The following is a 21,902-nucleotide window of genomic DNA, read 5'->3' on the forward strand; positions in this document are numbered from 1 at the left end:
CTCTTATGCCACATAGCGCTTCAAACGGAAGTAACGACGGCCCAGTCGCCAGCGCAGTCGGGGACTTTTTGCATTTTTCCAGATGAGTTTCCAGATCCCTTTATCGAAAAACTCTTTGATAATAAATGCCTTTTTCTGCTCATCTTTCATGTTGTCGAAAGTATGAATGATGCCCAGCCCTTCTTTGGCAATTTGCCAGTGGCAAGCAGGGATCCCTTTCACTTTATCGGGGTAGCGCTGATTAATGGCATCGAGCATCTGCAGGATTTTCATGTAGTGACGCGCCGAGCGAATGAGCGTGTCATCATTGTCCGGCATATGAGACACCGACGCAGAGTGAATGTAGTAGTCGTAGTAACGTTCACTGGTGTACTGCACCCGCTCCGCCGCCAGCAGTACTTCTGTGGTCCACGGAATATCCTGATGGCGCAGCCCCGGTTCAAAGTGAAAACCGTGCTCGCGAATAAAGTCATGACGATAGATGTTCAGCCAGGTCACGTGCAGGAACTTACGGGAGTCGAGCGCCATTTTGAGCCATGCAGGGCCGGACATGACGCCCGTTGATGCCAGTTTGTCTTCAGGGAAAATAGGGCGTGAAGGCTTCTTATTATTTTCCCAGACGTAGTTGCCGTTACAGGTAGCGACATCAAGACGTTGCGTAACAGCCATATCAAGCAGGTGCTGATACATGCCGGGTTTAAAGACATCATCAATATCAGGGAAAGAAAGATATTGGCCCGTCGCGACGGCCAGACCGGTATTACGCGCGATGGATACGCCCTGATTTTGCTGCTCAATAACCTGCATCTGCGGCAGCTTTTCGCGCCAGTTTTCGACGATCTGCATCGAACGGTCCGTGGAGCCGTCATTGACGATGATGACTTCCATGCTGTCGATGCGTTGATCCACAAGGCAGGTAAAGAACTGATCCAGGAACGCTTCACCGTTATAAACGGCTACCACCACGCTTAATAATGGCGCTGAATTTTGCATAAGAAACCTGATTATTTTTGATTGTCGACCAAAGCAATATATTGCTGGCAAATGGCCTTGATACCGAACGATGCAATGGTTGCGCGATCAACGACCGGTGGAGAGGTATAAATATCCGCCAGCGTTTTTGCCAGAGACTCGTCATTCATCTCTGCCAGACCGCGGGATAAGTCTCCCTTGAGGATTTCGGCGGGGCCACCTGGACAATGTGTACTGACGGGTGGCGTCTGGCAGATAATGGATTCAACCAGCACATTACCAAAACCTTCGCAGTCAGAACTTAACACTAAAAGGCGTGCCCCTTTAATCCAGGGATAAGGATTAGGTTCGAACGGACGGAAAACCGTTTTGTCTTCAATGCCCAGTTCGCGGGCAAGCTGCTTAAGCTTTTGAATTTTAGCCTCAGAGCCATTGCCCATCATAACCAGCGTGGTATTGAGCTGACTCAGCGCGAACGCCCGTAGCAGGCGATCGTGGCGCTTGTGCTCATGGAAGCGGCCGACGTGAATGATGTAATCCTTTCCCTGCATCTCAAAGGGGGCGTCCGCCAGACGCTGGATTTCAGGAATATCAAAAGGATTATGGATTACCGCTGTGCGTCGGAGATTCAGGGCCAGCGTTTCTGAAAGATCTTTCAACACGGCGCCTGAGACGGCGACCACGTTGCGGTTTTCGTAGGTATGGCGAATTTTAGTGTGTTTAAACCAGCGTGAAAGCCCACGGCGATGACGAAGGTAGGAGAATGAGAACATGCCATGCACGCAGAACCAGACTTTATCGCGCTCCAGGGCGCGGCAGTGCGCCACGATGCGGTCAGTTTTGTGCAGATGCGAGAACACCACATCAAATTTGCCGCTGCGCTCCGCCCGCTCGATAGCCTGATCCAGCAGCCTGGCGCGGCGTGGGATCTCCGTTAGCTTCCGCCACGGTTTTTTGCAGGTATCCTGAACGACCTGATAATCGATGCCTTCCGGAATGGCGTAGTCGCACACTTTCCGCAGCGAGAAGAGAGAGACCTGATGCCCCATCTCTGTTAATCCGCTGGAGAGTGTAAGAACCGTTTTTTCAGCTCCTCCACCGGGTAAACCATCAATAATCATTAGGATGCGCATTTTTAATCCAGTAATTTTTGATAAAGCGAAATAAGCTGACTTGACAGTTTTTCGGGGGTGGCGTCTTTTACACGTTCACGTGCCGCTCGTCCCATATCGTTATTTTTTTCCAGCGAAGGGGTGGCCGCTACCGCCTCCTTCAGGGTGCTGATATCAAGTGCGTCACAGTAAAATCCGTTCTGGCCTTGCTGAATAAATTCTGCCCCACCGCAACTCTCTGATGTAATGACCGGCAAACCGCAGGCCATCGCTTCAAGAATGACGTTAGGGAAAGGATCATACAGCGTTGGTAGCAGTAAACCATCAGATAGCTGATAAAATGGCAGCGTCTCTTTTTGCATCCCCAGAAAACGGATTTGCCCCTCGCAGCCTAATGAACGGGCGAGGTCGCGATAGCGACGTTCTGCTTTATCCTGCCCAACCACAATCAGCCATGCCGCAGTACCCGCAACGGCGCGTATAGCGCTGGCCAATCCTTTTCGTTCAAATCCTGACCCTACGAAGCAGAAAATGACGGCATCGGTCGGCAAACCAAACTGCTGACGCAATGCGATACGTTGTGCCTCTTCTGCCGGAACGAAACGGGTGGAGTCAATTGAATTATAAATCACATGTATTTTTTTTGCGTCAATATCAAAGTCTTCGACGATTTCGCGCTTGATCATCTCCGCATTACAGATAACCGCCTTTAACTCCGGCGCCTGGTACATTTCACGTTCGGCATTCATCACATAGCGGTGATAGCGATCATGCATCAGCAGTTTTGCACGCCAGGCAGGCAGAATGCGTGCGCGCTGCAGGAGCCAGCGTCGGTGTACGCCGTCGCCTGCACGATAAATGTCACAGCCCGGAATGCGCTCGTGGCTTTGCACAATATCAAACTGCTGCTGCTGCCAGAGCGCACGTGCGGCATGCGCAAATCCGCGCTCGCGGCTGATGCGGCCCCATTTGCGCGGATCGCAAATATGAATATGCCAGTCGTCCTGCTTCTCACCCTGCCACTCGCGCGTGATGACGTTGAGCTCGAGATTTTGGTTGCTCAGCGCGGTAAGGGCGCGAGACACGAAGCGTTCTGCCCCGCCATCCGGGCGATACTTTTGGCGAACAATCGCCAGGCGATGGTGTTTCATGACAGATATCTCCTTGCGGCGGAGACGACAGCATCAACGGGAATGGCGTCGAGATAGCGTTCTTTTGTTTTGGTATCAATGGCGTCTGGATCGGGCAGTGGGCCGTAATCACCTGCCCAGATGACTTCCCCATTAACCTGCCAGGGTGACCAGAAGGTAAGTTTTGATGGGCCAAACAATGCCACACAGGGGGTCTGAAGCGCAGCGGCCATATGCATCGGAACGGAGTCAACGCCAATAAACAGAGACGCATGATCAATAAGCGAAGCCAGTTGACGCAACGTGAGCTGACCTGCCAGCGAGACGACTCCCGTCGCTGGCGAGGCGGCGAGAATGCGATCGATCATCGCCAGCTCTTTTTTATCCGGCCCGGCGGTGAGGACGACAGTGTGGCCATCCTGCTGCAGCGCCGTGATGGTTTGCGCCATTTTGCCTTCGTCCCAACATTTAAAGAACCAGCGCGACGTAGGCTGAATCACGATGTAGTTGTCTCCCACACCGTTTTGCATCAACTTTTGGTGAGCCTCGTGCCAGTCTTCAGCATGGTAGGCCATGGTTACGGCAGGTTGAGCTGTGACCGGTAATGGCGACAAAATAGAGAGGTTCTGTTCGACAGTGTGCAGCGCGTTGTGCCCGGCCACAGAGACCAAATCGCTATGGCAAAACCGCCAGAATGCGTTGTTGCGCTTGTTAAAAGCGAACCCGAGTCGTACCGGTGCGCCGGTGAAACGGGTAACGATAGCGCTGCGCCACTGATCGGCAAGATTAATCACCAGGTGATAATGCTGTTTCCTTAACGCACAGAGCAACTGCCACTCTTTTTGCAGATGTTTCAGCGTGCCCAGCTGCTTCCATTTACGGTCGATCCCGTAAACAGTACCGATCGCCGGGTGTGCGGCGAGCATATCGCGGGTTTCTTCATACAACAGCACATCAATCTGTGCCTGCGGCCATTTTTGACGTAACGAATCAATGACGGGAGTGGTCAGTAACATGTCGCCATGATGGCGGAGTTTGATAAGTAAAATGCGCAAATCAGGCGTGTCAGGTAAGTTATTCATCATCATCTTATTGGCGTTGTACTGTTGGCAATTCTAATAGACCTGATAGCGACTTGCACTCTTTCTCCATAATCTCAGGAAATTCCCTGGAAGGGTTTACTCATGCTTCGGTGAGTGCGTAACATAGCGCTAACTTTCCTGTCTTGCGGACTCATTATGAAAAAACCAGCGTTTATCATCACGATTGATACTGAAGGCGATAATCTCTGGCAAAATCACCGCGTCATTAAAACGGAGAATGCGCGCTATCTGGCGCGATTCCAGACGCTTTGTGAGCGTTTCGGTTTCAAACCCGTATGGCTGACAAATTATGAGATGGCGATTGAGCCGGTTTTCATTGAGTTTGCCAAAGATGTGATCGCCCGCGGTCAGGGTGAAGTCGGGATGCACCTTCACGCGTGGAATAGCCCTCCTGAACACGATCTCACCGGAGATGACTGGCGCTGGCAGCCGTATTTGATTGAATTTTCAGATGAGGTGATGCGCGAGAAAGTGTTGTTCATGACCCGTCTGCTGGAAGAGACCTTCCAGACCAAAATGTTAAGCCATCGCGCCGGGCGTTGGGCCTTTGATAGCCGTTACGCCAGACTGCTGATCGAACTGGGCTACCAGGTTGATTGCTCTGTTACGCCGCGCGTGAACTGGCGTAACGCGAAAGGCGCCCCGCAGGGGAATGGCGGAACCAATTATCAGCACTTTCCAGACCACGCCTACTTTATTGATACAGACGATATCTCACGAGCGGGCAATAGCCCCTTACTCGAAGTGCCGATGAGCATCCAGTATAAGCATCCGGCCTGGTTGAACACCGTCAAACAGGGCTACGATCGCCTGCGCGGTAAATATCGTTCACCGTCCGTAAACTGGTTGAGACCGTCCGGTGGTAATGCGTCGCAGATGATTCAGGTCGCACAGCAATGCCTGTCTCAGGGACATGACTACGTGGAGTTTATGCTGCATTCCTCTGAATTTATGCCGGGCGGAAGTCCTACGTTTAAAGATGAGGCGGCGATTGAAGAGTTGTATCAGGATCTGGAAGTGCTCTTTAGCTGGTTATCCGACAAGACGGTAGGGATGACGTTGGCGGAGTTTTATCAATACAAGAAAAATTAATGCCCGCATCGCGGGCATTATGATTATTGTCGCTTTGTTTGCGAAAACGAGGTGCTTAATGCAAAAAGTGTCATGAAGAAAATTAAGGCTTCTGAACTCAATAGCATCACATCTGTCAGTCCGTAGAGCAGTAAGAGAAGCATAGCCGTTAACAGCAGACCATTTCTGTTAGTCATGGCGTATACAATCATCGAAACGTAGAAAAAGAGTAAAACTGCCAGACCTGGGATCCCTTGCAGAGAGTATTTTTCAATAAATTCATTATGCAAATGAATTCGCATGTATCCAAGTGCAGCGGCAACATGCGCATGGCCCTCTTTTACATACTGTTTTGCCCAGATTTCCCTGCTTTCAATAGACTGTCCCAGAGGATGGGCAAGGCCAGTCATTATTCCCACATTCCACATAGAAAAACGCGCACCGAGGGATGTGGCATCGTGGCCTTTTTGATATTTGGTTATCTCATTTTGAGTTTGTTGAATTTTTGGTGAAATCAACGGCTTGTAACTGACGATAATGATACCCGCAACAATACATAAGAAAATCATCAGCGATTTTAGATGAATTTTTCTAAATTGATAAAGCGTGAGAACAATAGCCAGTATGAGGTAGAGTCCCATAGCAGCACGCGTGGCGGTCAATAAAATTACGAAGTAAGACAGCAACACAACGAAACCAGCCAGTAAGTACAGTTTCACATTTTGCTGAAGATACAAGCTATAAACGAACGCTAACGAAAGAACAGAGTAGATGTAAGCCGCAATTGTTGGCCGATTGATAGCCATCTCGACGCGATCAATACCTTGTATGGCCTGGAAAAGCCCATATCCTGTAGCCAGTACAAAGCCAACTGACGTAGCGATTAAGAAATATTTTTGGAAGTTCTGTTTCGTTACATGAGATTTAAAGCGATCCAGATAGAAGATCAAAAAACTTGCCAGTATTAATTTCTTACTTGCTCCAAGATAATCACTATATGCGTTTAACCCCTCATTATGGAATTCATAAGAGAAATACCAGATCAGGTTAAGGATCCCCACCAGAAGTACAGGATATGCGATGCTAAAAGGCCTCCAGGTGATTTTTTTATACTCAACGGCTAAGCCTAAAATACTGGCATAGATAGCAATATAGAAAAATTCTCTTTGTTTACCTGAACTAACCAGCACCAATGCTAAAGACACAAGGCTTAGCGTGAGCGTTAACTGATAAAGTCTTAACTTTACTTTTTCCATAATGCCTCAATAACCCTTTTTTTATAGCTGAAGCGAACATCGCTGGATAAGAAAAATGAGAGAGAATAAAGTGCTTTTACCCGTTGTTTAACGAGCTGGAAATGCTGGTCGGTCAGATGTTGCCGATGATTACTGTAAATATCAAACCAATGACAATTTATGAGATGTTGAAACGGCTGCGGGAATGTTTTTTCCATCAGCAATGTGCATTCCACAAGCGTCTTGATTTTGCTCGCGTCGAGTTTGCTCGACAAACTGTCGCTACGCTTGATGTAGTAATAGTGCCCGCGACGTTGATAGGCTATTTTACTCGATTGCATCAACATGCCAGGGAATACCGCAAAATCCTCATAACACACCATCGAAGGAATCGGATTACTTTCGTATAACTTGCGATGAATGAATTGACCAATGAGATGTGCCTGGAAATCTTTATGCAGCAGGAAACGTTTTATAGCCTCCCGTTGCGACAACGCAACGGGAGAAAATCCTTGCCAGTTGGGGGTGATTTTTTTGATATCACGAATTTCTAGCAGGCGCGTCAGCAGCATATCAGGACGCTCTGTCTTGAGGAATGCTACAGCGTCCCTGATGCTACCCGGTTTCAGTCGGTCATCACTATCCAGCATCGTAATGTAGTCACCTGATGCCAGAGAGAATGCGCTGTTGCGAACAAGGCCTACATTACGAAACTGAACGTGCCGGGAGTGCACATTCGGAAACGCTGGCAACCACGTCTCAATAATATCTTGCGTGGAATCATCGGAGCTGTCGTTAAAGATAATCACCTCAACATCGTCGCCCGCATTATCGATGGCATTGTGCAGGCTTTCTAACGTTGTGTGAAGGGTATCTTCGGCGTTATGTGCAGCAATAATGATGCTTAGAAAAGCCATAAAAAATTAGTTTCCCAGGGCATCAAAGGTATATGGGGTTGCGGTAGCTTTTGGTAACGCGCAAATGAAACGTTCGAGTTCGTTTAAGGATTCGTCTGTTACAGCAAAGAGTTCTTCCCTGTCTTGCGAGAAATAGTATTTAGTCTCAAAAACATAAGAACAAATATTGTCGTCGTTCCCTATCAGCATCACATTTCCAAGTGGGCGTTGTTCATAGTGGCAGCATGGGCCAAACAGCAGCACTACGGGTACATCTACTGCATCGGCAATATAGACATTGCCTGAATCAGACGCGATATAACAATCCATCCTGGAAATCGCCCACGGAAGATCTTCGAGAGGGATTTTGCCGATGAGGTTAACGACATTAGGAATATCACCGTAAGCACGGGTGATATCGTCCAGCCACGACTGTTCATCAGGGGCGCCAAACACATAAAACTCGCAGGGCAGGTCGGCGAGACGATCAATAATTCGCTTCCAGATGACCGGCGGCACCGTTTTGGCTTTATTACCTGCGGCAATGCTGATGCCGATGCGGATCACATCAGGTTTGTCGAGAATTGCCGGGTAGGTCGCCGGTTTGAACAGCGGCTTTGTGGCGTGCTTGGGCGAGTCCTGCCACGTCAACGAACGGTCGGCCAGCTTCAGGTAATTGGTCACTGATAGCGTTTTTTTGCCGTGCTCAACGGTACCGTCGGCGGTGAGATAGAAAATCCCGTGATACCATCTGCGGGTGTAAATGCTTAAAAATTGTTTGTTTTTGGCATTACAGACGGCGGCAAAAAAGAGATTTACACTGTTGGGTTGCAGAAGATAGACGTTGTCGTAGCGGTTCATGATGCGGCAGGCAAAGCTGAGCTTACGCCACAGACTACGCTTATGCTGCTCGATAAAAAAAATCTCTTCGATCGTTTCGTCATGCTTCGCCAGCGCACCTACGCTGCGACTGATAAGCACATCACTTTTTTGCAGGTATGCCAGCAGGGGCGTCGCATTAACAAAATCACCGATTTTGGCTGTCTGAATGACCAGGTTTTTGCCTGTATCTTTGCGGAACAGCTTCCGGATAAGCTTCACCGGAAGGAGTAAAATCAGCAGAAATACGTAACTCATTCGTTAGATATCCCTGTCGGAAAGCCAGTGGCTGTCCTGTAAAAATGAAAAAATGGCATCTGCGCTAATGTCCCTCGTTTGTTGAGTCGGGCTGACCATTTGATGCTGGTTTTTACCGTAACCCCCAATCAAACCGGGATCGGTCGGGCCAAAAATCGTGATGTTTGGACGATCCAGCGCCGCGGTTAAATGGCTTAAACCCGTATCAACGGAAACGACAGCTTTAGCTCCGGCCAGCTCTGCAGCAACTTGCGCCAGCGTGAGTTTAGGTAAAACCTCGACGTGCGAAAAACCGGCTGCCAGACGTTCAGCACGCTGGCGCTCATGTTCAGCACCCCACGGCAGTTTAATATGGATGCCGGCAGGTTGCATTAGTTCAATGAGTCTTCGCCAGTGCGTTTCCGGCCAGTGCTTATCATCGCGCGTTGTGGCATGCAGGAAGACCAGCCAGGGCTGCGCAGGCTTCTCTGCATCACGCAGAAAATGCTGCGAAATCGCGTAATCACCCTGCGTTTCCGGCTTTGTGTAACCGAGGCTTTTTGCAAACAGCTCGCGGGTGCGTTCCACTGCGTGCTGCTGCTTTGCAATATGGTGACGACGGTTATAGAACAGGCTGGCGAGTGGTTCGCGGGCGGTTTGCCAGTCCATGCCGTGCTTTACACCGTGTGCCAGGCGCGTTACCAGCGCGGCGCTTTTGACCAGCCCCTGCGCGTCGATAATGGCGTCGTAACGCTGCGCCTGCACCGCATCGCGGAAGGCTTTGCGCTCGGCTTTAATCGGTGTGGAAAACCACGCTTTACGCCAGCGGCGGATGGCCACCGGGATCACGCGGTCGACCGCTTCGTGCCAGGTAGGGATCTGCGCGAAGCCTTCTTCCACCACCCAGTCAAAACGAATGCCTGGAATGGCCCGCATGGCGTCCGTCAGCGACGGAAGCGTATGCAGCACATCACCCATCGAAGAGGTTTTAACGATCAGTACCCGCATTCGTTATCCTTCTTCGCTCAGCAGCAGTTCGTTGAGTTCTTCGAGAACGCGCTGCGGCGTGATGTCGATCAGGCTCTGGTGATAACCTTGCGCGGCATCGCCTTTACGCACCTTATGGTAACCCGTGATCAGACGAATAACGCGCGCCTTATTTGAGAGCGGCGGCGTGAAGTCCGGGCTACTTGGACCGTACAACGCAACCAGCGGGCGGTTGAGCGCGGCGGCGACGTGCATCAGCCCGGAGTCGTTGGTGACTACGGCTTTACAGGCAGCAAGTAAAATCACCGCCTGCTCAAGCTGGGTTTCCCCGGCCAGGTTGCGGCACCAGGCCTGCTGTTCTGTGCTGAGGGCTGCAAGAATTTCGTTCCCCGCCTCGTGGTCTTTGGCCGAGCCGAACAGAACGATCTGATAACCTTCGTCAATCAACTGCTTTGCCAGCTCTGCGTAGTGATAGTGCGGCCAGCGTTTTGCCGGGCCGAATTCTGCGCCCGGGCAGAAGCCAATCATTGGCCGTTCAGAGGAAAGACCAAACGCGTTACAGGTCTGGGATTTTTCACCCTCGCTGACCTGTAGCTGTGGCCATAGCAGCGGCTGCGGCAGGTCTTTTGCGCTGCGCATCACGCCTTTGTCGTAGGCCAGCGCCACATAGCGCTCCACCATTAATGGCCAGGCCTCTTTATCCAGCACGCGTGCGTCATTCAGCAGACCGTAGCGCATCTCACCGCGCCAGCCGGTACGGTGCGGCACACCGGCGAAGAAGGGAACAAGCGCGGATTTAAACGAATTGGGTAACACGTAAGCGCGGTCATAACGCTTCTCGCGCAGACTGTGACCGAGTTTACGACGTTCGCCAATTTCCAGCGCCCCGTGGCCGAGCGGCATTGGGATGGCTTCATTCACTTCCGGCATACGCGATAACAACGGACGGCACCATGCGGGTGCCATCACGTCGATTATCGCCTGGGGATAACGCGCCTTGAGCGTGCGATAGAGACTTTGCGACATCATCATGTCGCCCACCCATGACGGGCCGATCACCAGAATTCTCATACTTACGCGTCGCGATTCAGCCAGGCCATATATTCCGTTACGCCTTCGGCAACGGTCTTGAACGGCTTGTCATAACCCGCTGCGCGCAGGTTGGTCAGATCGGCCTGGGTGAATGCCTGGTAGCGGCCTTTCAGTTTGTCCGGGAAAGGAATGTACTCAATGCTGCCTTTCTTGTGATACGCCAGCGTTGCGTCAGCCACGGCCTGGAAAGACTCCGCGCGGCCGGTGCCAAGGTTGAAAATACCGGATACCCCATTTTCCCAGAACCACAGGTTCACGGCGGCAACGTCGCCTACGTAGACGAAGTCACGCTTAAAGCCGTCGCTGCCTTCGAACAGTTTTGGACTTTCGCCGTTATTCAACTGAGTGTTCAGATGGAACGCCACGCTCGCCATGCTGCCTTTGTGGCCTTCGCGCGGCCCGTAGACGTTGAAGTAGCGGAAACCAACGATTTGGGAGTTCGCTTCTGGCAACACCTGACGCACATATTCGTCGAAAAGGAACTTGGAGTAACCGTAAACGTTCAACGGCTGCTCATATTCGCGGGATTCAATGAAATCAGAGGTACGTCCGCCGTAGGTGGCCGCCGAAGAGGCATACAGGAACGGAATTTCACGCTCCAGACAGTAGTGAAGCAGCTCTTTAGAGTACTGATAGTTGTTGTCCATCATGTACTTGCCGTCCCACTCTGTGGTGGAGGAGCATGCCCCTTCGTGGAAGATGGCTTCGATCTCGCCGAACTCTTCACCTGCCATAATCTGGATAAGGAAGTCTTCTTTATCCATGTAGTCAGCGATGTTCAGATCCACCAGGTTGACGAACTTGGTGCCGTCTTTCAGGTTGTCAACCACCAGGATGTCGGTGATGCCTTTGTCATTGAGAGCTTTAACAATATTGCTGCCGATAAAGCCCGCGCCGCCGGTAACGATGATCATAACTGTAACCTTTGAAGTGTGGAGTCCGGGGACAATCCCGGACGCTAATGGTTCTATCATATCATTAGTATGGCTGCCCTTCAGCCATTCACCGACATAGCGCAAGGGTACACGTGATTTATGCTGCAAAAACGAGAAGAGATAATGTGTCATCTCGTCATGAACTATAGGTTTGGGTAATATGTGCCGAAATTTGCCGAGTCTGGAGAATTGCAATGCGTGGTGATTTTTACAAACAGTTAAACAGCGACCTTGAGACCGCGCGTGCGGAAGGGTTGTTTAAAGAAGAGCGTATTATCACGTCTGCTCAGCAGGCGGACATCACCGTTGCCGATGGCAGCCATGTGATCAACTTTTGTGCGAACAACTACCTGGGTCTTGCGAATCACCCTGAGCTGATTGCTGCGGCGAAAAGCGGTATGGATACCCACGGTTTTGGTATGGCCTCCGTACGTTTTATCTGCGGCACGCAGGACAGTCACAAGCAGCTTGAGAAAAAGCTGGCGAACTTCTTAGGCATGGAAGACGCAATTCTGTACTCCTCCTGCTTCGATGCCAACGGCGGTCTGTTTGAGACGCTGCTGGGTGCAGAAGATGCCATTATCTCCGACGCCCTTAACCACGCTTCCATCATTGATGGTGTGCGCCTGTGTAAAGCGAAGCGTTTCCGCTATGCCAACAACGATATGGTTGAACTGGAAGCACGCCTGAAAGAGGCGCGTGAAGCGGGTGCTCGCCATGTGCTCATCGCCACCGACGGCGTGTTCTCTATGGACGGCGTGATCGCCAACCTGAAGGGCGTGTGCGACCTGGCGGATAAATACGATGCGCTGGTGATGGTCGATGACTCGCACGCGGTCGGTTTTGTGGGTGAAAACGGCCGTGGCTCGCATGAATACTGTGACGTGATGGGCCGCGTGGACATCATCACCGGTACGCTGGGCAAAGCGCTTGGTGGCGCGTCTGGCGGCTATACCGCTGCGCGTAAAGAGGTGGTGGAGTGGCTGCGCCAGCGCTCCCGTCCGTACCTGTTCTCCAACTCCCTCGCGCCGGCCATTGTTGCCGCCTCCATCAAAGTGCTGGAGATGGTGGAATCCGGGGCTGAACTGCGCGACCGTCTGTGGTCCAACGCGCGCCTGTTCCGCGAAAAAATGAGTGCGGCAGGGTTTACCCTGGCCGGTGCTGACCACGCCATTATCCCGGTCATGCTGGGCGATGCCGTCGTGGCGCAGAACTTTGCCCGTGAGCTGCAAAAAGAAGGCATTTACGTGACCGGGTTCTTCTTCCCGGTCGTACCAAAAGGCCAGGCGCGTATCCGCACCCAGATGTCCGCGGCGCATTCGCCTGAACAAATTGAACGTGCGGTGGAAGCCTTTACCCGCATCGGTAAACAGCTGGGCGTAATTGCCTGAGGACGTGTGATGAAAGCGTTATCCAAACTGAAAGCGGAAGAAGGGATTTGGATGACCGACGTGCCGGAGCCGGAAGTCGGTCATAACGATCTGCTGATCAAAATTCGTAAAACCGCCATTTGCGGCACTGACGTTCATATCTACAACTGGGATCAGTGGTCGCAAAAAACCATTCCGGTACCCATGGTTGTCGGCCACGAATACGTTGGTGAAGTAGTTGGGATTGGTCAGGAAGTGAAAGGTTTTAACATTGGCGACCGCGTCTCGGGTGAAGGACACATCACCTGCGGCCACTGCCGTAACTGCCGCGGTGGGCGTACGCACCTGTGCCGTAATACCATTGGCGTGGGCGTGAATCGTCCGGGTTGCTTCGCGGAATATCTGGTGATCCCGGCTTTCAACGCGTTCAAAATTCCGGACAACATTTCTGACGATCTGGCCTCGATCTTTGACCCGTTCGGCAACGCGGTACATACGGCGCTCTCTTTCGACCTGGTCGGCGAGGATGTGCTGGTCTCCGGTGCGGGCCCTATCGGGATTATGGCCGCAGCGGTGGCGAAGCACGTGGGTGCGCGTAATGTAGTGATTACCGACGTGAACGAATACCGTCTGTCGCTGGCCCGCAAGATGGGCGTCACCCGTGCGGTGGATGTCTCTAAAGAGAGCCTGGCCGATGTGATGGAAGAGCTGGGCATGACCGAAGGGTTTGACGTGGGTCTTGAGATGTCCGGCGCACCACCGGCGTTCCGTACTATGTTGGATACCATGAACCACGGCGGTCGTATTGCGATGCTGGGTATTCCGCCGTCGGATATGTCTATCGACTGGAATAAAGTTATCTTCAAAGGGCTGTTCATTAAAGGCATCTATGGCCGTGAAATGTTCGAAACCTGGTATAAGATGGCGGCATTAATTCAGTCTGGCCTGGATCTGTCCCCGATTATTACACATCGTTTCTCCGTTGATGATTTCCAGAAAGGCTTTGACGCGATGCGTTCGGGCCAGTCCGGGAAAGTTATTTTGAGCTGGGATTAAACCTGCCAGCTGGCACCCGTATAAACGGGTGCCAGTGCTAATTATGGTAGTTTGACTTTTCGGAATTTTCTTGTTACTTTTCAATAAAATACCAATCTTTCTTCTCCACGCGTTTATTAATAATAATTACGTCAGGAAGACACTGTCAGGCTTGTCAAAACATTATGTCCACGCACCTTTCGCTGAAGCTGGTTGATACAACTTCACGGTTTACCTCTTTTTTAAATCTGGCGATTTCTCTTTTAATATTTATGGCTGTAAATATTTTACATGCCCGATATAATTTGGTAATTAACAGAACGTTTGTTTTTTTGCTGATGTTGTTGATGCTCAAGTGCATAGACAATAAATTAATACGCAATGTACTGGCGATTGTACTTCTCATTCCAGTTGCGGCAGATATTTCTCTCCAGCTACACGCATGGAGAAATTTCGATTCTGCGTTTAGTTATGGGTTTGCAATGAGCATAATCCACTCCACACCGGATGAAGCAAGTTCAATGCTCAGCGTGTACTGGCGTGAATGCATTATTTTTATCACACTCTCTGCTTTTTTTATTTATACCGCAAATACGGGTGCATGGCCCGTTGCACCGCGATTTCGTCGCTGGCCTGCCATTGTGCTTGGTGTGACGTTGTTGGCTTTCTATGGTCAGGCACTACAGCACCAGTTCAGGAAAAGCAGCGTCGAAAGTCTGGCGCAGCGCGTGGTTCAGGCGACACCAGTCAGTACGGCAAAAGTTTTTATGCAGGCTTTTGAAGATAACGCGGTCATTGCCAATATCGGTAACAACATTCCTGATTACAAACTCACGCTTTCGGATACCGGTATTGAGAACTACGTGCTGGTTATCGGTGAGTCTGAGCGAGCGGCGAATATGGGCATCTATGGTTATCAACGAGATACTACACCAGAGCTGGAAAAGCAGAAATCGCAGCTCTTGCTGTTCCGTAATGCTGTAGCGCCAGCGCCGGTCACGATTATGGCCGTACCGTTGGCCATGACCGCTGATAAAGTGAATATTCGCGATCCGAAAAAATATGGTGATAATGTTATTAATATTGCCAATAAAGCAGGCTATGAAACTTATTGGTTTAGTCATCAGGGTAAAGGCGGGGCGCATAACAACGTCATCACCGGGATTGCCATGAATACGAAAAAGCATGAATGGCTCGAAGGCGGTTACGATGAAGATCTTCTACCTCTGTTGCAGAATGCATTAAAAGCCCCGGGTAAAAAAGTGATCGTCTTGCATTTATACGGCAGCCATGAACCATCCTGTACGCGCTTTCCGGCAAACCAGGCGGTGTTACATGGTACCAATGAGGCCGATGACTGTTATGACAACTCGGTACGGTATACAGACACATTGATGGGCAAGATGTTTAGTATGCTGGCCAACTCGCGTTCTTCGGTTATGTATTTTTCCGATCATGGTTTGATTCGTGATCCGCAACGCGCTGTCGTTTACTCTCACGGTAATGTGAACCCTCCACGAGAGGCTCTGCACATCCCTGTGTTTATCTGGTATGGGCAACAGGTTGATAAAGCCAGGCAATACACAGGAGACTATTACACCGTCTGGTCTGCTGATGATGTGAACACGCTTGCTGAATTGTGGTTGGGGATCCATCGTCAGGGTCAACCTGTCCAGTCGGTAAACTCATGGCTTGCCGGTTACGATAAGAATGTCTCAGTACTGGATACCACAGGTAAGACCTATTACTGGAGTAATATACGTTAGCCCGGACGTGTGATATCTACTGCACATCAAGGTGACGTAAAATAATAAAAGGGGCCTGAGGCCCCTTTTATTATTAGATCGCAGAACTATCGTTACTAAGTTTATTCAATACTTTTGATGAGATATCATCAATGTTTATTTTATTGTGGCGCTTGTCAAATATCAGTTGTTCTGAATTCTTGCCAACTGGGGAGAAAATAGTATTGCCTTCGAAGTTTTTATTATGATCCAGCAGCATTGAAAAATAGATGGCAATAATTTTTTTATCAAACGCACAGGCGATATGAACAATGGCCGTATCAACAGAGACCACTAAATCGGCTTTTTTTATGAGCGTGATAGCATCCCAAAGCGATTTAAATCGACAGACAGTAATTTTCTCATCATCGAAGGCAAGGTCTGCCAGTTTTTTTCCTTCACCAATGATGAAAACTTGTGTATCCGGGTGCTGCACAATATCAATCGCCAGTTTTTCCAGTTGAGGCAGAGAAAGACTGCGTTCGGCTACGCTCGCGAAGGGATTAAGCACAACGATCTTTTTACCAGCATGAGGTTGTAGAAAATCATCAATAAAAACTTCATGCTCGGGTAAAACAGGTAAGGAGTAGCTAAGAGATGCGGGCTTAATACGTAAAGCGTTAAGTATTTTTTTTTGGGGATGTGTAATATGAAACTCAGGACTCACCGGTAACATTAAGTTATAGGGTTTATCCAGCCAGCCACCAAATCCAATCGCATATTTATAATGAATTTTTGCCAGAAGTTGTGTGTTAAATAATTCCTTTCTCTTCATCCATGAATAATGACTAATCACCAGATCTGTCTCGATATCTTTCATTTTTTTGATATTGTTGATATCGACAACATAAACTTCATCAATGTCAGTCATCTTCTCGAAGAGATCGCGATTTCGTTCTTCAACAATGACCTGAAGTTGATAGCCTGCATCTTTCAGATTACGCCAGGTTCCTGTATGGCATACCGCATCGCCAATTCCAAGATCAACAAAAGGGAAAAGAATTTTTTTAACGCTGGAGACGTCAATTTTTTCTTGTCGCTTATCCTGTAATTGTCGCGATAAAGAAAGCAACTGTAGCCGTCTTTTTAATTCTTTAGTTTTATAGTTTCGCTGCCTGTTAATTTCCTTTAAATAACCAATTATTTTCTTCATAACCACGCTAAACCAAATTAAGCATTTTACTGTGGGTAGTATAATCTTAACGACAACGAAAAGGAATGTCTGAGGAAATAGAACAACGCGACAAAGATTTTACTGTTACTTAACAATAAGTTAATGCATTTTTTCACTCTGTGAGTTCCGTCATTTTTTCTGGGATGACTATCATGTTATAGAGTTTTTTATTGACCAAAGTGAGCCTTGCCAGCTTTTCCATAAAAAATAAGATACAGATTCGGAAGTGACAACAGTGATAGCTGGCACTATCTTGTCAGGAATGACTTGACTGAGTTCAGGAGACCACATGTTTAAACTAACCGTATGTCTTTTGACATACAACTCTGCCCGCTTGTTACATAAGGTGTTAACGCCGTTAATGAGTATTGCAGATGAGTTTATTGTTGTTGATTCTGGTAGTTCAGATGAGACATTAGTTATCCTTCAGGAATATGCCATTACACCAATATTTCATCCGTATGCAATGCACGGTGAGCAGATGAATATTGCCATTTCCCGGTCATCTAACGACTGGGTGTTATGTATGGATAGTGACGAAATACTCGATGAAGACACTATACACTATATCCTGGCGTTAAAGTCTGGAGAGGAGCCGTCCGCTGATTGCGGATGGAGCCTGTCACGCTACTGGTATGTCTTAGGCGAGCGCACACGAACCATCTATCCGATTTCTTCTCCAGATTTCCCATTAAGATTGTTCAACCGCCAGCATGTCAGATTTAACAATCGACCAGTGGATGATAAGGCGATAGGTGCGGCGCGGGTGACACGTATACCTGGCCATGTCCGGCACGACACATTTTATTCCCTGCATGAAGTATTTAATAAGCTGAATGTCTATACCACCCGAGTCGTAAAATATCAGACGCTCAGGCCGTCAATCGCACGTGGTGTGGTGAGTGCTATTGGGGCTTTCTTTAAATGGTACTTGTTTAGCGGGGCATGGCGGCAGGGGAAAGTTGGTGTAGTTACAGGGCTCTATGCCACCTTGTACAGTTTTTTAAAATATTTCAAAGCCTGGTATCAGTATCAGGATGAACGTGAGTCCGCTGCACGGGAGCACACGGACTCTCACCTTATAAAATAGTTACGCTTTCTTACCCCAGCCCTGCCACTGATGTTGAAAATATTGCACCAGCGTACTCTGGCTCATGCTTTCACCAATCACAGAGAAGAACCGGGTCGCATAAACCGGTTCAGGGGCATGTTTCGGCACACAGCGTTTTACGCCGCGGAACGGGTTACGCGGCGTTGATGATCCTGGTTTCCCCTGGTTCGGCGTTGACGTATCAACCTGTGGTTCGTTCAGGAGATCGCTCGGGCGGACCAGCGTGATATCCGAAGGCAATGTCGGCAGCATTTGCTGCAGGACGCGAACGGTCGACGGATGCGGGTGGCCGATGGCAATCGCGGAGCCATTGCGGCGGGCCAGCTGCACAGCGCGATTAAACTGCACGCGAATGTCTGCTTCGTTCTGCGTATCGTCAAGGAACACCTTGCGCTTAATCACCTTCACCCCCGTTCCCTGCGCGGCACGCATCGCCTGACTGTTGCCGATGGTCATGCTATCGAGGAAGTAGAGGTTGTAACGCTCCAGCGCCTGCATCACTTTGAGCATCCCGTACAGGCTGGATGTCATCGCGCTGCCCATATGGTTGTTTAACCCCACGGCATACGGCACTTTGTTGTAAGCGTCGCGGATAATGCGATCGATCTCATCGCTGCTCATCTCAGGGCGCAGAGTATCTTTTTCCAGCGGTTGTTTGCTGATGGGGGCCATCGGCAGATGGATCAATACCTGGTGGCCGCTGTTGTGGGCCTTGGTCGCCATCTCACGCGCGTGTGGCGCATTCGGGAGGACGGCGACAGAAATGGCTGCCGGCATCGCCAGCACCTGATTTTCATAGTGCGGACGATAACCGAAGTCATCAATCACAATGGCGAGTTTACCGGCGTATACCGGTGCGACCAGCGCCAGTGCGCTGGCGACGGAGAGAACAATTCGACGAAATTGAAGCAAAACTTATCTTCCCAACCACGGCTGTGGATTGACCGCCTGACCCTGGCGACGAATTTCGAAATAGAGTGACGGGCGGCCCTGACCGCCACTGCTGCCCACAAGGGCGATGGGTTGACCCGCGCGCACCTGAGTGCCAACGCTGACCAGTGCGCTCTGGTTGTAACCGTAGAGGCTCATGTCGCCTTTACCGTGCTCAACCACCACCACAAGCCCGTAACCCTGCAGCCAGTCGGCCAGGATTACGCGGCCATCGGCGATGGCTTTCACTTCGCTACCTTCAGACGCACCGATAACTATCCCTTTCCAACGTAGTTCACCCTGCAGCTGTTCGCCATAACGATGCAGAATTGTACCGCGAACGGGCCAGTAAGCCTGACCGCGAGGGGAGCCCAGGCCACCGGTTCGTGACATCAATGAGCGTTCGCTTTCGCTTGGTTTATAGGTTGTGCCTTTACGGGAGGCTTCCTGCTGCTTATCGCGAACGGCCTGCGCCTCGCGAGCCTCTTTTTCGGCGCGGGCTTTTGCCGCGGCTTCCGCTCGGGCGATGCTATTACGCAGCTTCGATTCGTTGGCGCGCATTTCGCTCAACTGGCTCTGACCAGCCTGAATGGAGGATTCAAGCCCGGAAAGGGTTTTCTTACGTTCGTTGCGAGCCTGCTCGAGCTTTGCCTGCTGGGCCTGCTGTTCGTAGAGCAGCGTCTGCTGCTGGCTCTGCTTCTCTTCCAGCTCGGCTTTTTGCGTGGTGACCTCTTCGCGCGTCTGTTTTAGCTGCGCGATAGTCTCCTGACGCGCCTGGTTCAGATAGCCGAAATAAGCCTGCAGGCGCTGACCGCGCTGGCTCTCTTCACCGCTGAGGATCAGCTGAAGGCCGGTGTGTTCACCCTGGCGGAATGCGGCATCAAGTTGCGCCGCAAGATTACGTTCCTGCGCATCGCGCTGACGTTCCAGCTTGGCAATCGACGCGTTCATCTCGTCGATCTGTTTATTCAACTGGGAGAGGGTGTTTTGTGTTTCGCGGAGCTTACGTGCGGCGGCGGAGATCGCCTCTTCCTGCTGCTTAAGCTGAGCAAGCAGCGACGCGCGTTGCTGTTGCTGCTGACGTACCGCATGCTCTTTGGCGGCGATATCGGCCTGAATGGATTTCAGCTGGTCGCGATCATCCGCGTGGGCGGATGCGGCGCACAGCAATACGCCAGCGCTGAGTGCGCTGGCGTAAAACAGAGGTCTGACTGATAACCTAAGCGGTTTCACGACCCATGTGATTGAAAAAATCGCCTTTCCCCTCATGGGGAGCGATTATTCCACGATGAACAGCGGCTTACCAGTCATCTCTTCAGGGATCGGCATACCCATCAGCGACAACATGGTTGGCGCGATGTCAGAAAGCTTGCCGCCTTCCACTGCTTTCAGTGCTTTATCACCTACATAAATCAGCGGAACCGGCAGGTTGGTGTGGGCCGTATGCGCCTGTCCGGTTGCCGGGTCGCGCATCTGCTCTGCGTTACCGTGGTCAGCGGTAATCAGCAGCTGGCCGCCAACGGATTCAACCGCTTTGGCAACCTGCTCAACGCAGTGATCCAGCGCTTCAACCGCTTTAATAGCCGCTTCCATCACCCCGGTATGACCCACCATGTCACCGTTTGGATAGTTACAGATGATGGTGTCGTATTTGCCGCTAACGATCGCCGCAACCAGTTTTTCGGTCAATTCCGCAGAGCTCATCTCTGGCTGCAGGTCATAGGTAGCGACTTTTGGTGAATTAATCAGAATGCGATCTTCGCCTTTGAACGGCTCTTCTACACCGCCGTTAAAGAAGAAGGTGACGTGGGCATATTTCTCGGTTTCGGAGATACGCAACTGCGTCTTATCGTTTTTCGCCATCCACTCACCGAAGGTATTGGCCAGTGAAGCTGGTGGGTAAGCGCATGGGGCGTCGATGTCAGCGGCGTATTCGGTCAACTGGATGAAGTTGATGTTCACCGCTTTCTTACGGGCGAAACCGTCGAAATCGCTGTTAACGAATGCGCGGGTGATTTCACGCGCACGGTCAGCACGGAAGTTCATGAAGATCAGCGCGTCCCCATCTTCCATGGCGGCATCAGCCTGGCCTTCTGCGCGAATGACGGTCGCTTTCACGAATTCGTCGTTTTCATCGCGCGCGTACGCGGCTTCAAGGCCCTCAACGGCAGTCGCAAACTGGAACTCGCCTTTTGCCAGCGTCATCAGGTCATAGGCCTGTTCCACACGATCCCAGCGATTATCGCGATCCATGGCGTAGTAGCGGCCAATAATAGATGCCACGCGGCCTTTGCCCAGTGCGGCAAATTTCTCTTCGAAGGCTTCCAGCGAACCTTTAGCGCTACGCGGTGGCGTATCGCGGCCATCCAGGAACGCGTGCAGGTAGATTTTTTCCGCACCGCGCTCAGCGGCCAGTTCAACCATCGCCATAATATGATCTTCATGGCTATGAACGCCGCCGGCAGACAGCAGACCCATGATATGCACGGCTTTGCCTGCGGCAACGGCTTTATCCACCGCACCACACAGCACAGGGTTGGCGAAGAAGGTGCGTTCTTTGATTTCAACATCCAGACGCGTCAGATCCTGATAGACAATGCGCCCGGCGCCCAGGTTGACGTGACCGACTTCAGAGTTACCCATCTGACGGTCCGGCAGACCCACTTCCAGGCCGGATGCGTCAATCAGAGTGTGGGGACGTTTCGCCCACAGCGCATCCATGACCGGGGTTTTAGCGTTGAAAATGGCGTTATCCTGTTGATCTTCACGGTAGCCATAGCCATCCAGAATCACCAGTACCATAGGTTTTTTAGAAACCGACATTGCGACAACCTCATGCTCAAGAGTCA

At 50.7% G+C, this 21,902-nt stretch carries 19 protein-coding genes; 5 read left to right on the top strand and 14 right to left on the bottom strand.

Features of this window, described 5'->3' with window-relative positions:
• Positions 1 to 3: 3 nt before the first annotated feature.
• From EQV24_RS18870 to rfaQ, 4 genes are read right to left on the bottom strand one after another with little or no spacing between them, the layout of a single operon-like run.
• Positions 4 to 993 (bottom strand): glycosyltransferase, encoded by a 990-nt coding sequence (locus EQV24_RS18870; RefSeq protein ID WP_013094898.1) that lies wholly within the window; start codon positions 991 to 993, stop codon positions 4 to 6.
• 11 nt (positions 994 to 1,004) lie between these two features.
• Entirely contained in the window at positions 1,005 to 2,105 is a 1,101-nt protein-coding gene (locus EQV24_RS18875) for a glycosyltransferase (protein WP_029881896.1), read from the bottom strand.
• A gap of 2 nt (positions 2,106 to 2,107) precedes the next feature.
• Entirely contained in the window at positions 2,108 to 3,235 is a 1,128-nt protein-coding gene (locus tag EQV24_RS18880) for a glycosyltransferase family 4 protein (RefSeq protein WP_013094900.1), read from the bottom strand.
• Positions 3,232 to 4,302, bottom strand: a complete 1,071-nt coding sequence (rfaQ, locus tag EQV24_RS18885; protein WP_072206139.1) for a putative lipopolysaccharide heptosyltransferase III — start codon at positions 4,300 to 4,302, stop codon at positions 3,232 to 3,234. The genes EQV24_RS18880 and rfaQ overlap by 4 nt, the downstream gene beginning before the upstream one ends.
• A gap of 150 nt (positions 4,303 to 4,452) precedes the next feature.
• Here rfaQ and EQV24_RS18890 point away from each other — a divergent pair, with 150 nt between their 5' ends.
• A complete protein-coding gene (locus tag EQV24_RS18890; RefSeq protein WP_130626927.1) occupies positions 4,453 to 5,409 on the top strand; it encodes a polysaccharide deacetylase family protein in 957 nt (318 codons plus the stop codon).
• Positions 5,410 to 5,432: 23 nt separating this feature from the next.
• Here EQV24_RS18890 and EQV24_RS18895 read toward each other — a convergent pair whose 3' ends face one another.
• From EQV24_RS18895 to rfaD, 6 genes are read right to left on the bottom strand one after another with little or no spacing between them, the layout of a single operon-like run.
• A complete protein-coding gene (locus EQV24_RS18895; RefSeq protein ID WP_013094903.1) occupies positions 5,433 to 6,644 on the bottom strand; it encodes an O-antigen ligase family protein in 1,212 nt (403 codons plus the stop codon).
• Entirely contained in the window at positions 6,632 to 7,540 is a 909-nt protein-coding gene (locus EQV24_RS18900) for a glycosyltransferase family 2 protein (RefSeq protein WP_058650587.1), read from the bottom strand. Before EQV24_RS18900 ends, EQV24_RS18895 begins: the two co-directional genes overlap by 13 nt.
• Before the next feature lie 6 nt (positions 7,541 to 7,546).
• On the bottom strand, positions 7,547 to 8,656 hold the full coding sequence (locus tag EQV24_RS18905) for a glycosyltransferase family 9 protein (protein ID WP_013094905.1): 1,110 nt from the start codon (positions 8,654 to 8,656) through the stop codon (positions 7,547 to 7,549).
• A gap of 3 nt (positions 8,657 to 8,659) precedes the next feature.
• Positions 8,660 to 9,643, bottom strand: coding sequence for a lipopolysaccharide heptosyltransferase RfaC (gene rfaC, locus EQV24_RS18910; RefSeq protein WP_029881900.1), 984 nt, complete (start codon positions 9,641 to 9,643; stop codon positions 8,660 to 8,662).
• 3 nt (positions 9,644 to 9,646) lie between these two features.
• Entirely contained in the window at positions 9,647 to 10,693 is a 1,047-nt protein-coding gene (rfaF, locus tag EQV24_RS18915) for an ADP-heptose--LPS heptosyltransferase RfaF (protein WP_013094907.1), read from the bottom strand.
• A 2-nt stretch (positions 10,694 to 10,695) separates the two neighbouring features.
• Positions 10,696 to 11,628 carry an ADP-glyceromanno-heptose 6-epimerase gene (rfaD, locus tag EQV24_RS18920; protein ID WP_013094908.1) on the bottom strand — a complete coding sequence of 311 codons (933 nt, stop codon included), beginning with the start codon at positions 11,626 to 11,628 and terminating at the stop codon, positions 10,696 to 10,698.
• Positions 11,629 to 11,843: 215 nt separating this feature from the next.
• Here rfaD and kbl point away from each other — a divergent pair, with 215 nt between their 5' ends.
• From kbl to EQV24_RS18935, 3 genes are all read left to right on the top strand, one after another.
• Positions 11,844 to 13,040: a glycine C-acetyltransferase gene (kbl, locus tag EQV24_RS18925; protein ID WP_013094909.1), complete on the top strand. Its 1,197-nt coding sequence runs from the start codon at positions 11,844 to 11,846 to the stop codon at positions 13,038 to 13,040.
• Positions 13,041 to 13,049: 9 nt separating this feature from the next.
• Entirely contained in the window at positions 13,050 to 14,075 is a 1,026-nt protein-coding gene (gene tdh / locus EQV24_RS18930) for an L-threonine 3-dehydrogenase (RefSeq protein ID WP_029881902.1), read from the top strand.
• Between the two features lie 164 nt (positions 14,076 to 14,239).
• Positions 14,240 to 15,820, top strand: coding sequence for a phosphoethanolamine transferase (locus EQV24_RS18935; protein WP_058681617.1), 1,581 nt, complete (start codon positions 14,240 to 14,242; stop codon positions 15,818 to 15,820).
• A 73-nt stretch (positions 15,821 to 15,893) separates the two neighbouring features.
• Here EQV24_RS18935 and EQV24_RS18940 read toward each other — a convergent pair whose 3' ends face one another.
• Positions 15,894 to 16,991, bottom strand: coding sequence for a glycosyltransferase family 9 protein (locus tag EQV24_RS18940; protein ID WP_130626928.1), 1,098 nt, complete (start codon positions 16,989 to 16,991; stop codon positions 15,894 to 15,896).
• A gap of 310 nt (positions 16,992 to 17,301) precedes the next feature.
• On the opposite strand from EQV24_RS18940, the gene EQV24_RS18945 reads away from it, so the two are divergent.
• Positions 17,302 to 18,102 (top strand): glycosyltransferase family 2 protein, encoded by an 801-nt coding sequence (locus EQV24_RS18945; RefSeq protein WP_130626929.1) that lies wholly within the window; start codon positions 17,302 to 17,304, stop codon positions 18,100 to 18,102.
• Here the strand turns inward: EQV24_RS18945 and EQV24_RS18950 are convergent, their stop codons facing one another.
• The 3 genes from EQV24_RS18950 to gpmM are packed head-to-tail and all read right to left on the bottom strand — an operon-like array spanning position 18,103 to position 21,876.
• Complete coding sequence (locus EQV24_RS18950; protein WP_013094917.1) at positions 18,103 to 19,035, bottom strand: divergent polysaccharide deacetylase family protein; 933 nt, start codon at positions 19,033 to 19,035, stop codon at positions 18,103 to 18,105. It abuts the gene before it with no gap.
• 3 nt (positions 19,036 to 19,038) lie between these two features.
• Positions 19,039 to 20,298 carry a murein hydrolase activator EnvC gene (gene envC / locus EQV24_RS18955; protein ID WP_243649067.1) on the bottom strand — a complete coding sequence of 420 codons (1,260 nt, stop codon included), beginning with the start codon at positions 20,296 to 20,298 and terminating at the stop codon, positions 19,039 to 19,041.
• 33 nt (positions 20,299 to 20,331) lie between these two features.
• Entirely contained in the window at positions 20,332 to 21,876 is a 1,545-nt protein-coding gene (gene gpmM, locus EQV24_RS18960; protein WP_029881907.1) for a 2,3-bisphosphoglycerate-independent phosphoglycerate mutase, read from the bottom strand.
• Between the last annotated feature and the right edge of the window lie 26 nt (positions 21,877 to 21,902).

This window comes from Enterobacter sp. A8, assembly GCF_004296595.1.
GTDB classification, from domain to species: domain Bacteria; phylum Pseudomonadota; class Gammaproteobacteria; order Enterobacterales; family Enterobacteriaceae; genus Enterobacter; species Enterobacter cloacae.